The organism is Marinobacter sp. MA (assembly GCF_048298425.1).
Taxonomy (GTDB): Bacteria; Pseudomonadota; Gammaproteobacteria; order Pseudomonadales; family Oleiphilaceae; genus Marinobacter; species Marinobacter salsuginis.
Window position 1 is genome coordinate 1,957,176 of the sequence record NZ_CP103058.1, and the last position, 13,600, is coordinate 1,970,775.

The following is a 13,600-nucleotide window of genomic DNA, read 5'->3' on the forward strand; positions in this document are numbered from 1 at the left end:
TGTTTTATGTCGTTCGAAAAACTGGGCGAGGATGGGCGTGCCCGTCGTGGCCGGCTGACGTTCCCCCGGGGCACGGTTGAAACGCCCGCCTTCATGCCGGTTGGAACATACGGCACTGTGAAGGGCATGTTGCCCCGCGATATTCATGAGATCGGCGCAGAAATTATCCTCGGTAATACCTTTCACCTGATGCTCCGGCCAGGCACCGAAGTGGTCAAGGCCCATGGTGATCTTCATGATTTCACCCAATGGCAGGGGCCGATCCTGACCGACTCCGGCGGCTTTCAGGTATTCAGCCTGGGCGAGATGCGAAAGATTACCGAGGAAGGGGTTACCTTCCGTTCACCGGTCGATGGCTCTCCGGTGGAGCTGTCTCCGGAAATTGCCATACAGGTCCAGCGGGACCTTGGTTCTGACATCGTCATGATTTTTGACGAATGCACGCCTTACCCCGCCACCGAACGCCAGGCAAAAGACTCCATGGAGCTGTCACTGCGCTGGGCACAACGCAGCAAGGATGCCCATGAGGGGAATCCTGCAGCATTGTTCGGCATTGTCCAGGGTGGTATGTACGAAAACCTGCGGGACCGCTCTCTGGAGGGTCTTACAGACATTGGCTTCGATGGTTATGCCATAGGTGGCCTTTCGGTTGGCGAGCCAAAGGAAGACATGATCCGGATTCTGGATCACTTGCCACCGAAAATGCCTGAGGACAAACCACGTTACCTGATGGGCGTGGGCCGGCCGGAGGATATCGTGGAGGCCGTTCGGCGTGGCGTCGACATGTTCGACTGCGTGATGCCGACCCGCAATGCGCGAAACGGCTACCTGTTCACTTCCACCGGGATTGTAAAAATCCGCAACGCGCGGCATCGTCACGACACTGCCCCTCTGGATGAACGCTGTGACTGTTACACCTGCAAGAATTTTTCGAGAAGTTATCTGCATCATCTCGATAAATGTGGAGAAATGCTGGGTTCGCAGCTGAATACAATCCATAACCTTCGGTTTTACCAGAACCTGATGGCTGGATTGCGTGGGGCCATTGAAGCAGGTACATTGTCGGACTTTGTAACCGACTTCTATGCCCTGCGCGGAGAGACCGCTCCGCCTCTGGGCAATGTTTGATCTATTCGCTAAACCAACGGAGATATTCAATGAAATCTATTAAAATGCTCGTTGCCGGCCTTTTGGCTCTGATGCCTGCTTTTGCCATGGCACAGGACCCGGCTGCACAGGGAATGGGTGTTATGGGCCAGGTCATCTTTTTTGCTGGCTTCATTCTGATTTTCTATTTCCTGATCTGGCGCCCGCAATCCAAGCGAGCGAAAGAGCATAAGGCGCTGATGTCTGGCCTGAACAAGGGCGACGAGGTTGTAACCTCCGGTGGTGTTGCCGGCAAGATTACCAAGGTAACTGACGATTTTATCGTTGTGGAAGTTGCCGATAATGTCGAGATCAAGGTCCAGAAAGTAGCCGTGGCCGCGGCTCTGCCCAAGGGCACGCTCAAGGACATCTGAGCGGGGCCATTTAGCCGGCCATCCCTGGTGGCCGGTCTGAATCTTCCTGGCTGAAACACCAAGGCCGGCCATCAGGCCGGCTACAAGGGATCCCATGCTGAACAAGTATCCGCTTTGGAAAAACCTGGTTATCCTGGTCGCGCTCGTGATCGGGTTTATCTACGCTTTGCCCAACCTCTTCCCCGACGATTACGCCATCCAGATCACAGGCGCCCGCAGCAGCACAGAGGTGAATGCCGGTGTGCTCGAGAGGGCTGTCGATGTGCTGGAAAGCCAGGGTATCGAGGTGAAAAGCAGTACTCTTCAGGATCGGGATGCTCTGATCCGTCTCACCAACTCTGAAGACCAATTGCAGGCTCGCCCACTGGTGCAGGCTACGCTTGGCAACGAATACCTGGTTGCGCTGAACATGGCGGCTTCCACGCCGGGATGGCTGAAAAGCCTGGGTGCTGGCCCCATGAAGCTGGGCCTGGATCTTCGCGGCGGCGTTCACTTCCTCCTGGAAGTCGATATGGAGACCGCGGTAAGCCAGCGACTCGAAGCCATGTCCGGCCAGATCAAGCGAGAGCTGCGTGAAGAGCGGATCCGTTATCGTGGCGGGGATGTGGAAGACAGTCGTCAGATTGTTCTCAGCTTCCGCGACGAAGAATCCCGCACCGAAGCCTTCAACATGGTGCGTGACCAGTACAACGAATTCCTCCTGGATGAGCAGACCCAGGGTGATGAGTTCCTCCTGGTGTTGACCCTGTCTGAGGCGGAAGTAACGGCGATCCAGGACTACGCCCTGGAGCAGAACCTTACCACCATCCGTAATCGGGTGAATGAGCTGGGCGTAGCCGAGCCCCTGGTTCAACAGCAGGGCGCCGACCGCATTATCGTTGAGCTCCCCGGCGTGCAGGATACCGCGCAGGCCAAGCGTGTACTTGGCGCCACCGCAAACCTCGAGTTCCGCATGGAGGCCCGTCAGGACGCGCCGAGCAGCGAAACCGAAGAGTTCGGTTTCCGAGATCAACCACAGCGCACCGCCCGCCTTGAGCAGGAAGTCATTGCCACCGGTAATAATGTGGCCAATGCCCAGCAGGCCTTTGATGAGAACGGTCAGCCCCAGGTCAATATCACCATGGATTCCGTGGGTGGTGATCTGATGAATCGCGCCACCCGCAATGCCATTGGCCGCCGCATGGCCGTGCTGTTCATCGAATACCGTACGGAAACCGAAACCAGAATGGTTGACGGTGAGCCTCAGGAAGTTGAAAACCGCGTGGTAGAGAAGGGCATTATCAGCCTGGCTACTGTGCAGTCCGCGTTGGGAAGCAGCTTCCGTATTACCGGTCTTGATTCCATCCCGGAGGCGGCAGAACTCGCGTTGCTGCTGAGGGCTGGTGCGCTGGCGGCGCCAATGTACTTTGTTCAGGAAAGGACAATCGGCCCCAGCCTTGGCCAGAAGAATATTGATGCCGGCATGATGTCGGTGGCGCTTGGCTTCGGTCTGGTGCTGCTGTACATGCTTGTCTATTACCGTGGGTTCGGTGTTGTCGCGAACATTGCGCTGACCCTGAACCTGATGCTTCTGGTGGCGTGCATGTCGATTCTGTCGGCAACGCTGACATTGCCGGGTATCGCCGGTATCGTTCTGACCGTGGGTATGGCGGTAGATGCCAACGTGCTTATCTTTGAGCGTATAAAGGAAGAGCTCAAATCCGGTGTGCCTCCCCAGACGGCGATCAATTCCGGTTATTCCCGAGCCTTCGTTTCCATTTTCGATGCCAACATCACCACCTTGCTGGTTGCCGTCATTCTGTTTGCCATGGGTTCCGGCCCGGTGAAAGGCTTTGCGGTTACCCTGTGCATCGGGATCCTCACGTCGATGTTCTCTGGCCTGATGGTCAGCCGCAGCATCGTGAACCTTATTTACGGCGGCCGCAGGGTCGAGAAGCTGTCGATCGGAGGAAAGCTCGCCAATGTCTGAAGATCAAAAGCAACCGTTTGATTTCATGGGCTTGCGGAAAATTGCTTCCGTAATCTCTATCTCGCTGATCGTTGTGTCCATTGCCCTCCTGGCCGTTCGTGGTCTGAACCTGGGGATGGACTTCACCGGCGGCACGTCCGTTGAATTTGAATATGCAGAGGCGCCGCAGCTCGATGAAATCCGGTCCAGGCTCGATGCCGCCGGCTATGAGCAGTTCTCTGTCCAGAACTTTGGAGCCGACACCACAGTGCTGGTGCGTATGGCCGAGGCTGATAATGATCAACTGGCCCCCGAGGTAACCCGAACCCTGAAAGAGGGTGGCGTGGAGTTGGAGCTCGTCAGTTCCGAGTTTGTGGGCTCCCAGGTTGGCGAGGAGCTCAAGGAAGATAGCGGCCTTGGCCTGCTGATTGCCCTGGCGGTCGTGCTCATCTATGTGGGAATGCGCTTCCAGTTCAAGTTCGGTATTGCCTCGGTGGTGCCCCTGGCTCACGATGTGATTATCGTTCTCGGTGTCTTTGCCCTGTTCCAGTGGACCTTTGATCTCACGGTGCTGGCGGCCCTGCTCGCTGTAATCGGCTACTCGCTGAACGACACCATCGTTGTTGCTGATCGTATTCGGGAAAATTTCCGCAAGATGCGCGTTGGTGAGCCCTGGGACATTATCAACGAATCGATTCATCAGACCATCGCCCGGACAATCAATACCTCCGGTACAACTCTTGTGGTGCTGTTCGCCCTGTATTTTCTGGGTGGTGAGGCGATCAACAACTTTGCCCTGGCACTGATTATCGGTGTGGTTGTTGGTACCTATTCTTCCATCTACGTGTCTGCCAACCTCCTGATGGTTATGGGCGTGTCCCGTGACGATCTGATCGTGCCGCCGAAAGAAGGCGCTGAAAACGAGGACGAGGAAGAGCAGCCGCCGGAATGGCTGAACAGGATGTAATTCGATCAGTTCCTGTCGTTTCGGGCATAAAAAAACCGCCACATGATGTTGGCGGTTTTTTTTGTCCGGAAAAGCCTGGCGCTTTAGCGAGGTAGCCGGCCCCGGAACGGGTGCAGTACTTTCAGAACTTCCCGGAACAGTTTCGGGTTTGCCACTACCAGCTGGCGGGCATTGCCGGTAGACGGGTTGCCGGAGAAATCGCCGGTCAGTGCGCCGGATTCCATGGCGAGTGTGACGCCCAGATCCAGATCGGTCGCCTCGGGGCGGAAAATGATCGCCGCATCCATCAGGCCCGCTGAAACTCGGGCAATATCCAGGACCACACAGCCTGACGTGCGGAACATGCCAGAATCCCGTGCCAGTACCGCGGCCATTTCGCCCCAGAGCATTGGATCTTCGCTCTTGCGGGCCTGGTCCAGCAGGTTGGTTGCAATCGCGGCATTTTCCGGCAGTTTGATTTCCGACGCACGTACCCGGCGGCTATTCAAGGCGGCGCCGTGGCCACGGCTGGCGGAATATTCCTCGCCGGTAACGGGGTTCACCAGCAGCAGGTTTTCGGTACGGTTATTCTTCTTCTGGGACAATGCCAGAGCAAACTCCGGAATGCCCCTCAGGAAATTCTCACGCCCCAGGACCGGGAAAATATGCCAGCTTTTCTCGCTGGTTCCGGCATTCGCTTCGTTCAATGGCGCGATGCTGTGGTCCTTGTAGGCCTTTTCGAGCTGCTCGGCAAAGTTATCGTAAATAGACTGCTCAACCCGCTCCAGCTGCCGACGGCGTTCTGAGTCGTCCTTGCCGGTGGGTTCCTGGCGCTCGAAATGGGCTTTCAGATAATCGGACCCCTGACGCGCGACGCGCAGGGCCATTTTAATAGCTGGTTGCATCTGAGTGTTCATTATCCGGGTGTGTGAAGGCCGGGTATCATAGCAAAAGATCACCCCGCTTGTATGTTTTTTGACTCAGCAATAGCACGGATAATCAGAGGTTACGGGTTGTCCGGAGGGGCAGTGAGGCGGTGCTTTCTGCTATCATTGCCGCCCTGATCAACAACCTTGGGCCTGCTAGCAATGCACAAAAGCGCACTTCCACAGGAAGGGACAGAAACATTTCAGGATCAGATCCGGATTGTTCTGGTAGAGACATCTCATTCCGGCAACATCGGCGCTGTTGCCCGAGCCATGAAAAATATGGGGTTGGGCAATCTGTGGCTGGTTAACCCGGCTTCTTTTCCGGATGAGGCGTCCTACGCTCGCGCGGCGGGAGCGTCTGATGTGCTTGATAACGCTCATGTGGTGTCTTCGCTGGACGAGGCGCTTTCCGACTGCGTGCTGGTGATGGGGACAAGTGCCCGGGGAAGAAAGGTGCCATGGCCGGTTTGTGCGCCACCTGAGGCCGCAGCGGCCGCGGCAGGCCACGCAGAAAACGGCCCGGTGGCCCTGGTATTCGGAAGAGAGAATCATGGTCTGAGCAACGACGAGCTGCAGCGTTGCCACTACCACATTCATATCCCGTCCAACCCGGATTACAGTTCCCTGAATCTGGCCATGGCTGTTCAGGTGATGTGCTATGAATTGCGAATGTATTATCTGCGCAGCCTTGAAGGCGGTGAAGGGAGCCCATACCTAAAGTCGATGACCAGACCGGGGGACGAAGGCTGGGACGTGCCGCCGGCCAAAGTTCACGATGTCGAGGGCTTTTTCGGGCACCTCGAGCAGGTGCTGATTGATGTGGATTTTCATCGACGGGAGAACCCCAGGCAACTGATGACGCGCTTGCGGCGTCTGTTCCAGCGAGCCAGACTGGATCAGATGGAAATCAACATTCTCAGGGGTATTCTCACTGCTGTTCAGAAGGCAGCAGGTACGCAGAATAGCAGCAAATCAACCGAGGCCGGCACTGCGGCGACGGAACAGGATAATGGCCATGTTTGAGCGTTTGCGGGAAGACATTAACAGCGTGTTCCATCGGGATCCCGCCGCGAGGAATACCTTTGAGGTCCTGACCAACTACCCGGGCTTGCACGCACTGCTTTTTCATCGGTTTTCCCATTGGTTGTGGAGCCTCGGTCTGAAATGGCTTGCTCGCACCATCTCCACCATTGCCCGGTGGCTGACCGGCATCGAGATCCATCCGGGCGCGACCATCGGGCGCCGGTTTTTCATTGACCATGGCATGGGCGTGGTCATTGGCGAGACCACGGTCATAGGCGATGACGTTACCCTTTATCAAGGCGTTACCCTTGGCGGAACCAGCTGGAACAAAGGCAAGCGCCACCCCACGATTGGCAACAGCGTCGTTGTGGGTGCCGGCGCAAAGATTCTGGGGCCCTTTGAAGTGGGCGAGGGTGCCAAGATCGGGTCGAATTCCGTGGTTACGAAGGAAGTGCCCGCAGGCGCAACGGTGGTAGGTATTCCGGGCCGAGTCATCGTCAAGCGCAAAGGCGAGGATGATGCGCGCCGCAAGGAGATGGAAGAGCGCATGGGCTTCGACGCCTATGGTGTGACTGAGGAAATGCCAGACCCGGTTGCCCGGGCCATGCGCTCGCTGCTTGATCACATGCATGCGGTGGATGATCGCATCGAGAACATGTGCAAGGCATTGCGTAAGGTGAACAGTGAATACCAGAATGGCGAGCTGCCGCCGTTACAGGAAGAGGACTTTGATTGCGTCCGTGATGACGATGAGGTGCGCCGCTGAATACTTGACTGAAATGGTTGGTCAATTCATACTCTCAGCTGCGTTTTTGAGATTCAATCCCGTCACGGGGCTGACACTATGAAGTTGACCACCAAAGGCCGCTATGCCGTCACGGCAATGCTTGATCTGGCTCTGCATGGAGATCAGGGGCCGGTGAGTCTCGCTGATATTTCGGCCCGTCAGGAAATCTCACTGTCCTACCTGGAACAGCTTTTCTCCCGTCTCCGCCGCCAGAAACTGGTTGTCAGTATTCGCGGCCCCGGAGGAGGTTATAAACTCAGTCGTCCGGCGGCTGAGCTTTATATTGCCGAAGTTGTCGACGCCGTCAGCGAGTCGCTGGATACAACACGGTGTGGCAATAAAGGTGATTGCCAGAATGGCGAGAAATGCCTGACCCACCATCTCTGGTCTGATCTCAGCGATCAGATTCATCAGTTCCTGAGCGAGATAAGTCTCGGAGATCTGATGAGAAAACACGAAATTCGCCAGGTTGCGGACCGGCAGAACCGCCGTCAGTCTGACAACGGCTCAGAAACCATCAACACCGAACGCCTGTCTGATCAGGCGCCGGCCTGACACCAACAAGTTTCCGGATCCCATGAAAAAGCCCGTTTATATGGACTACGCGGCCACCACGCCCGTTGATCCTGCTGTCGCCGATGAAATGATGAAGTACCTCACGCTGGATGGCGTTTTCGGTAATCCTGCATCCCGAACGCACGCCTACGGTTGGCAGGCGGAAGCTGCAGTGGAAGCTGCACGCAAGCAGGTTGCGGGGCTGATTCACGCCGACCCCCGGGAAATCGTCTGGACGTCAGGTGCCACAGAATCGGATAACCTGGCGATCAAGGGCGCTGTGGCAGGCCGGCAGGGTGTTCATATCATTACCTCGAAGATTGAGCACAAGGCTGTCGTCGATACCTGCAGGTGGCTGGAGCACCAGGGTACTGAAGTTACCTGGCTGGATCCCGCAGCCGACGGGACCATCAGTTGTGAGCAGGTGCTGGATGCGTTGCAGGAAAATACCGTGCTTGTCAGCCTGATGCTGGTGAACAACGAGCTGGGAACGATCAACGATATTGCCGCTATTGGTGCCGAATTGCGTCAGCGTGGCGTTCTTTTCCATGTGGACGCCGCCCAGGCCGGCGGCAAGATGGCCATTGATGTCGGTTCCATGCCGGTAGATCTGTTAGCGCTCTCCGGGCACAAGGTGTATGGGCCGAAAGGGGTGGGCGCTCTCTACGTGAGGCGGTCCCCGGACGTGCAAATTGAAGCCCAGATCCATGGCGGTGGCCATGAACGGGGAATGCGCTCAGGAACCTTGCCGACCCACCAGATCGTGGGAATGGGAAAAGCGTTTTCACTGGCTCAATCCGGGCTTGAGGAAGAAATCGTTAAACTGGAGGCGCTCCGGAAGTCTTTTCTGGCGGGGCTTCAGTCTCTCGACGGTGTCAGTCTTAACGGCAGTGAAGGCAGCCGCGTGCCCGGTATTGTGAATCTGTCCTTTGACGGCGTTGATGCCGAGTCCCTGATGCTGGGCCTTCGGGATCTGGCGGTCTCCTCCGGTTCGGCCTGCGCTTCGGCCACAGTAGAACCTTCTTATGTTTTGCGTGGTATTGGGCTGAGTGATGAGCAGGCCCATCGGGCGCTGCGTTTTTCCTTCGGCCGTTTCACCACCGAAGAGGACGTGGCCTTTGCCAGTTCGCAAATAGTTGATGTTGTTAGCCGCCTCCGCGCAGTGCGGTAGGAAGTTTGCCCCGGACTGCGTATAATCGCAGGCCAGAATTTTTACCATCCACAAACTGGAGAAAGACCATGGCAACTGAGCGCACGCTCTCGATTATCAAGCCCGACGCGGTAGCAAAAAACGTGATCGGCGAAATCTACAGCCGCTTTGAGAAAGCGGGACTGAACATTGTTGCTGCCAAGATGATGCACCTCACCCAGGAGCAGGCGGAAGGCTTCTACGCAGAGCACAAAGAGCGTCCGTTCTTTAACGATCTGGTTGCTTTCATGACCTCCGGTCCGGTGGTTGTCCAGGTTCTGGAAGGCGAGGGCGCCATCCTCAAGAACCGTGATCTGATGGGCGCGACCAACCCGAAGGAAGCCGATGCTGGCACCATCCGTGCCGATTTCGCCTCTTCCATCGACGCGAACGCCGTTCACGGCTCTGATTCCGCAGCTTCAGCAGAGCGCGAAATCGCCTATTTCTTCAATGACAACGAGATCTGCCCGCGGGGCTGATCGCGTTGATCGGAGGCGACCGGATGGTCGCCTCCGAATTGGTTATCTGATCGAGGTTATGAAATGACAGCGGCCGCTGAAAAAACCAATCTTCTGGGGATGCCGAAAGCCAAGCTCGAAGCTTTCTTCGAATCCCTGGGAGAGAAGCGTTTTCGTGCCACACAGGTGTTGCAGTGGATACATCAGCGTGGCGCTGATGACTTCGATCAAATGACCAATATGAGCAAGGCGCTGCGGGAGAAGCTGAAGCAGGTTGCCGAGATCCGTGGTCCTGAGGTGGTTTACGACGAAACGTCCAAAGACGGCACCCGCAAATGGGTGATGCGCATGGACAACGGCAACAGTGTCGAGACCGTGCTGATACCAGACGGGGAGCGAGGCACGCTTTGCGTTTCCTCACAGATTGGTTGCAGTCTGGACTGCACCTTCTGCTCCACGGGCAAGCGTGGATTCAACCGTAATCTTACCGCGGCGGAAGTTATCGGCCAGGTATGGGTCGCGCGCAAGGCCTTTATGCCTTTCGAGCCGGGTCCGGATCGACCGATAACCAACGTGGTCATGATGGGCATGGGCGAGCCCCTCCTCAATTTCGACAACGTCGTCGATGCCATGAACCTCATGATGGAAGATCTGGCCTACGGGATCTCCAAGCGTCGAGTTACTCTAAGCACATCCGGTGTTGTGCCGGCTCTGGACCGCCTGTCGGAAGTTACCGATGTTTCACTGGCCATTTCCCTGCATGCGCCGAATGATGAACTTCGTAACAAACTGGTTCCGTTGAATAAAAAGTACCCGATAGCCGAACTGCTGGCTGCCACCAAGCGCTACTTCGCCCGGTTGCCGGACAAGCGCAAGGCAACGATCGAATACACCGTGATCGAGGGGATGAACGATCAGCCAGAGCATGCCCGCGAGCTGGCAGTGCTTCTGAGGGATCTGCCGTGCAAGATCAACCTGATTCCCTTTAATCCGTTCCCGGAAAGCGATTTCCGGCGGCCAAGCATGAATGCGACCCGTCGCTTCCAGACGGTTCTGAACGAGGCCGGTTACATCACGACCATCCGAACCACCCGGGGAGACGACATTGATGCCGCGTGTGGTCAGCTGGTAGGGCGAGTCGAAGACAGGACCCGTCGGAGCCAGAGGTATATTCAGGTTCAGCAGGTAAATCCCTGAACCAGGAACGTCTTGCAGCCCAATCGAGGAAGGGGACACCCGTGATAACGACACCAGCAAACCGACGCTTTTCCATGTTAGTGGCCGTGCTGCTGACTGTGCTGGTTACAGGTTGCGTTACCACCACCGACAGTCGGTTTTCACGGGAAGCGGATAAGCAGGAAGCACTGGATAACTATGTCAAACTGGCTACAGCCTATATAGGACAGGGCAACCTCGAGCGTGCGCGTCATCACCTCGACAGGGCGTTGAAGCTCGATCCAGATGACCCTGGAGCCAGGGCCGCGATGGGTCTTGTTTACAACGCCGAGAGTGAACCCGAGCTTGCGGAGCGCAATTTCAAACAAGCTATTTCCGAGGATCCGGGCTATACCAGGGCGCGAGTCTACTACGGTGCTTTCCTGTTCGGCCAGAACCGGATGGAAGATGCGCGCGACCAGTTCCGCGCTGCATCAAGGGATACCGGTTACCAGGACCGGGGTTCGGTGTTCTTTAACCTTGGCATGACTCAGGAGCGGCTCGGAGAACTGGAGGCTGCCGCCATATCTTATCGCCGGGCGGTTGAGCTGACGCGGGGGGATGCCCGATCCCTGCTGGCGCTTTCACGGGTGTCTGTTGAGACCGGTGACTACGACGATGCGGCCCGTTACTATTCGCGCCTGATTTCAATGATGCAGAGAAATCAGCGTCTGGTTCACTCACCGGAGAGTCTTCTTACCGGCATTCGTATTGCCCGCTATTACAGTGATGAAGACCAGGAAGCGAGCCTTGCACTTCAGCTCAGAAATAAGTTTCCGGAGTCAGTCGAATACCAACAATATAAGGTGCTGATTTCTAATGGCAACTGAAGAAAATCCACAGCCAGCGATGAAGGACCCCGTAGGGCAGCAGCTACAGAAAGCAAGGGAAAAAGCCGGTTTGAGCACCGGAGATGTCGCCGCAGCGCAGCATCTGCGCCCCTCGGTGATCCAGGCGATCGAGTCGGGAGATTACAGCCAGATTGACAGTGAACTCTTTCTGAAAGGGTATGTCAGGGCTTATGCAAGACAGGTTGGGCTGGATGCGGATGCGGTAATCGCCGATCTGGATCAGGAGTTGGAGCCAATCCGGCAACAGCGCGAACAGGAGCAGGAAGCTAATCCTCTGGTTGATATCGAGCGCCGCAGGCGTCGGAAACGCCAGCTGGCCAAGGCCCTGTTCTTTCTGGTCGTCCTGGGGATTGCCGGTTATCTGGCGTTTACCTTCCTGCTTCCTGAACAGGATGCCGCACCCTCGGAGGCGGTAACGGAGTCTGAGGCGTTGCCTGAGGAGGAAGAGCAGGGGGCAACTGAGCAGTTGACAGCGTCGGCTGAGCCAGAGCGTTCCGAGCCTCAGGCTGTAGCAACCGTTGAAGAGCCTGAGCCTGCAGTAGTGGAATCTGAGCCTGAGGTTGCAGAGCCCCAGGAGCCGTCGATAGAACAAGTTGAACTGGATGCTGGCGAGGCTCAGGCCACGGCAGACACTGCAGTCGTTGAAGACTCCGTTCAGGAGCCGGTCGACCCGGTGACCGAGCAGATTCCGGCGGTTGTTCAGACGCCGGATCCGGTTCTTGAAAATCCAAATGGCTTTTCTGAAGTGGCGGACACAGGCCGGCTTCAGATTCGCTTCAGCGACGATTGTTGGGTTCAGGTCAGTGATGCTGCGGGTAACCGGTTGGTGAATTCGCTTCAGCGGAACGGAGACCAGATCGATGTTGCCGGACCAGCGCCGCTCAGGGTTGTTATTGGTGCGGTCGATGCGGTCGAATCCATCCGTTTCCAGGGTGAGCCCGTGGATATCGGCGGCTACCGGGTTGTCAATAACCGGTCAGAATTTACCCTGACAATCTGAAACTTGATCAAATTTTCTATATCGGTCAGCAAGACATGAAACAGGATTCCCCGATTACCAGACGCAAATCCCGCCAGATCATGGTGGGCAATGTTCCTGTGGGTGGCGACGCGCCGATCGCGGTGCAAAGCATGACCAACACCAACACCTGTGACGTGGAGGCCACGGTTGGCCAGATCACGGCATTGCAGGAAGCGGGTGCGGACATCGTGCGGGTTTCTGTGCCTTCCATGGACGCTGCAGAGGCGTTCGGAAAGATTCGGGAGCGGGTATCCCTGCCACTGGTCGCCGACATCCATTTCGATTACAAGATCGCGCTCAGGGTGGCGGAGCTGGGTGTAGACTGTCTACGTATCAATCCGGGCAATATCGGCCGGGATGATCGCGTCAGTGCTGTTATCAGCGCGGCGCGGGACGGCAACATTCCGATTCGGATCGGTGTAAACGCCGGTTCCCTGGAAAAGTCTCTTCAGCGTAAATACGGTGAACCCACGGCAGACGCGCTGGTGGAATCCGCCATGCGCCATATCGATATCCTCGACCGTCATGATTTCCAGGACTTCAAGGTCAGCCTGAAAGCCTCCGAGGTGTTCATGACCGTGGATGCCTACCGTAAGATCGCCCAGCAGATAGAACAGCCGCTCCATCTGGGTATTACCGAAGCCGGTGGCCTGCGCTCGGGCACCGTCAAGTCCTCCATTGGGCTGGGCATGCTTCTGATGGATGGCATCGGCGACACCATACGCGTATCACTGGCGGCGGATCCGGTGCAGGAAATCAAGGTGGGGTTCGATATTCTCAAGAGTCTTCGCCTGCGCAGCCGGGGCATCAATTTTATTGCCTGTCCGAGCTGTTCCCGCCAGAACTTCGATGTCATCCAGACCATGAATGACCTGGAAGCGCGGCTGGAGGATGTGAATGACTCCCTCGATGTGGCCATCATCGGATGCATCGTCAACGGCCCGGGTGAGGCCAAAGTTGCCGACCTCGGACTGACCGGTGGCAGCCCCAAGAATCTTTTCTATATGGCGGGCAAACCGAACCAGAAGCTGGACAATGCCACGTTGACCGATGATCTGGAGCGCCTGATTCGCGAGGAAGTGGCACGTCGCAAGGAACAGGAAGAATCGATCATTGCCCGTTCGGACAACTGATCGTTTCCATTCCCGGGCACAACCA

14 protein-coding genes are annotated in these 13,600 nt (G+C 56.7%); 13 read left to right on the top strand and 1 reads right to left on the bottom strand.

Annotated elements, in window-relative coordinates:
* Window positions 1-6 precede the first annotated feature (6 nt).
* The 4 genes from tgt (at window position 7) to secF (ending at window position 4,435) form a co-directional block, all read left to right on the top strand.
* Complete coding sequence (gene tgt, locus NUW46_RS09120; protein WP_418141910.1) at window positions 7-1,128, top strand: tRNA guanosine(34) transglycosylase Tgt; 1,122 nt, start codon at window positions 7-9, stop codon at window positions 1,126-1,128.
* Window positions 1,129-1,157: 29 nt separating this feature from the next.
* Entirely contained in the window at window positions 1,158-1,520 is a 363-nt protein-coding gene (gene yajC / locus NUW46_RS09125) for a preprotein translocase subunit YajC (protein WP_069184978.1), read from the top strand.
* A 94-nt stretch (window positions 1,521-1,614) separates the two neighbouring features.
* Complete coding sequence (gene secD / locus NUW46_RS09130) at window positions 1,615-3,489, top strand: protein translocase subunit SecD (RefSeq protein ID WP_069184979.1); 1,875 nt, start codon at window positions 1,615-1,617, stop codon at window positions 3,487-3,489.
* Entirely contained in the window at window positions 3,482-4,435 is a 954-nt protein-coding gene (secF, locus tag NUW46_RS09135; protein WP_209397874.1) for a protein translocase subunit SecF, read from the top strand. The genes secD and secF overlap by 8 nt, the downstream gene beginning before the upstream one ends.
* 83 nt (window positions 4,436-4,518) lie before the next feature.
* Here secF and NUW46_RS09140 read toward each other — a convergent pair whose 3' ends face one another.
* Window positions 4,519-5,319: an inositol monophosphatase family protein gene (locus NUW46_RS09140; protein WP_069184981.1), complete on the bottom strand. Its 801-nt coding sequence runs from the start codon at window positions 5,317-5,319 to the stop codon at window positions 4,519-4,521.
* A 183-nt stretch (window positions 5,320-5,502) separates the two neighbouring features.
* On the opposite strand from NUW46_RS09140, the gene trmJ reads away from it, so the two are divergent.
* The 9 genes from trmJ (at window position 5,503) to ispG (ending at window position 13,575) form a co-directional block, all read left to right on the top strand.
* Window positions 5,503-6,366 carry a tRNA (cytosine(32)/uridine(32)-2'-O)-methyltransferase TrmJ gene (gene trmJ / locus NUW46_RS09145; RefSeq protein WP_069184982.1) on the top strand — a complete coding sequence of 288 codons (864 nt, stop codon included), beginning with the start codon at window positions 5,503-5,505 and terminating at the stop codon, window positions 6,364-6,366.
* Entirely contained in the window at window positions 6,359-7,132 is a 774-nt protein-coding gene (cysE, locus tag NUW46_RS09150; protein WP_064228158.1) for a serine O-acetyltransferase, read from the top strand. Before trmJ ends, cysE begins: the two co-directional genes overlap by 8 nt.
* 78 nt (window positions 7,133-7,210) lie before the next feature.
* The gene (iscR, locus tag NUW46_RS09155; protein ID WP_069184983.1) at window positions 7,211-7,708 is read left to right on the top strand and encodes a Fe-S cluster assembly transcriptional regulator IscR; all 498 of its coding nucleotides are present in this window, start codon (window positions 7,211-7,213) and stop codon (window positions 7,706-7,708) included.
* Window positions 7,709-7,730: 22 nt separating this feature from the next.
* A complete protein-coding gene (locus NUW46_RS09160) occupies window positions 7,731-8,879 on the top strand; it encodes an IscS subfamily cysteine desulfurase (protein WP_418141911.1) in 1,149 nt (382 codons plus the stop codon).
* A gap of 68 nt (window positions 8,880-8,947) precedes the next feature.
* Window positions 8,948-9,376, top strand: a complete 429-nt coding sequence (gene ndk, locus NUW46_RS09165) for a nucleoside-diphosphate kinase (protein WP_069184985.1) — start codon at window positions 8,948-8,950, stop codon at window positions 9,374-9,376.
* Between the two features lie 63 nt (window positions 9,377-9,439).
* Entirely contained in the window at window positions 9,440-10,552 is a 1,113-nt protein-coding gene (gene rlmN / locus NUW46_RS09170) for a 23S rRNA (adenine(2503)-C(2))-methyltransferase RlmN (RefSeq protein WP_209397866.1), read from the top strand.
* A 74-nt stretch (window positions 10,553-10,626) separates the two neighbouring features.
* Window positions 10,627-11,400, top strand: coding sequence for a type IV pilus biogenesis/stability protein PilW (gene pilW, locus NUW46_RS09175; RefSeq protein WP_418142023.1), 774 nt, complete (start codon window positions 10,627-10,629; stop codon window positions 11,398-11,400).
* The gene (locus NUW46_RS09180; RefSeq protein WP_418141912.1) at window positions 11,390-12,421 is read left to right on the top strand and encodes a RodZ domain-containing protein; all 1,032 of its coding nucleotides are present in this window, start codon (window positions 11,390-11,392) and stop codon (window positions 12,419-12,421) included. The genes pilW and NUW46_RS09180 overlap by 11 nt, the downstream gene beginning before the upstream one ends.
* Window positions 12,422-12,456: 35 nt before the next feature.
* Window positions 12,457-13,575, top strand: a complete 1,119-nt coding sequence (gene ispG / locus NUW46_RS09185; RefSeq protein WP_069184989.1) for a flavodoxin-dependent (E)-4-hydroxy-3-methylbut-2-enyl-diphosphate synthase — start codon at window positions 12,457-12,459, stop codon at window positions 13,573-13,575.
* The last annotated feature ends 25 nt before the right edge of the window (window positions 13,576-13,600 follow it).

What these genes read in the sequence shown, in the direction of transcription:
- iscR (WP_069184983.1), top strand. Translation starts at nt 7,211, where the DNA reads ATGAAGTTGACCACCAAAGGCCGCTATGCCGTCACGGCAATGCTTGAT.
- NUW46_RS09160 (WP_418141911.1), top strand. Translation starts at nt 7,731, where the DNA reads ATGAAAAAGCCCGTTTATATGGACTACGCGGCCACCACGCCCGTTGAT.
- pilW (WP_418142023.1), top strand. Translation starts at nt 10,627, where the DNA reads ATGTTAGTGGCCGTGCTGCTGACTGTGCTGGTTACAGGTTGCGTTACC.
- ispG (WP_069184989.1), top strand. Translation starts at nt 12,457, where the DNA reads ATGAAACAGGATTCCCCGATTACCAGACGCAAATCCCGCCAGATCATG.
- NUW46_RS09180 (WP_418141912.1), top strand. Translation starts at nt 11,390, where the DNA reads ATGGCAACTGAAGAAAATCCACAGCCAGCGATGAAGGACCCCGTAGGG.
- tgt (WP_418141910.1), top strand. Translation starts at nt 7, where the DNA reads ATGTCGTTCGAAAAACTGGGCGAGGATGGGCGTGCCCGTCGTGGCCGG.
- trmJ (WP_069184982.1), top strand. Translation starts at nt 5,503, where the DNA reads ATGCACAAAAGCGCACTTCCACAGGAAGGGACAGAAACATTTCAGGAT.
- yajC (WP_069184978.1), top strand. Translation starts at nt 1,158, where the DNA reads ATGAAATCTATTAAAATGCTCGTTGCCGGCCTTTTGGCTCTGATGCCT.
- cysE (WP_064228158.1), top strand. Translation starts at nt 6,359, where the DNA reads ATGTTTGAGCGTTTGCGGGAAGACATTAACAGCGTGTTCCATCGGGAT.
- ndk (WP_069184985.1), top strand. Translation starts at nt 8,948, where the DNA reads ATGGCAACTGAGCGCACGCTCTCGATTATCAAGCCCGACGCGGTAGCA.
- NUW46_RS09140 (WP_069184981.1), bottom strand. Translation starts at nt 5,319, where the DNA reads ATGCAACCAGCTATTAAAATGGCCCTGCGCGTCGCGCGTCAGGGGTCC.
- secD (WP_069184979.1), top strand. Translation starts at nt 1,615, where the DNA reads ATGCTGAACAAGTATCCGCTTTGGAAAAACCTGGTTATCCTGGTCGCG.
- rlmN (WP_209397866.1), top strand. Translation starts at nt 9,440, where the DNA reads ATGACAGCGGCCGCTGAAAAAACCAATCTTCTGGGGATGCCGAAAGCC.
- secF (WP_209397874.1), top strand. Translation starts at nt 3,482, where the DNA reads ATGTCTGAAGATCAAAAGCAACCGTTTGATTTCATGGGCTTGCGGAAA.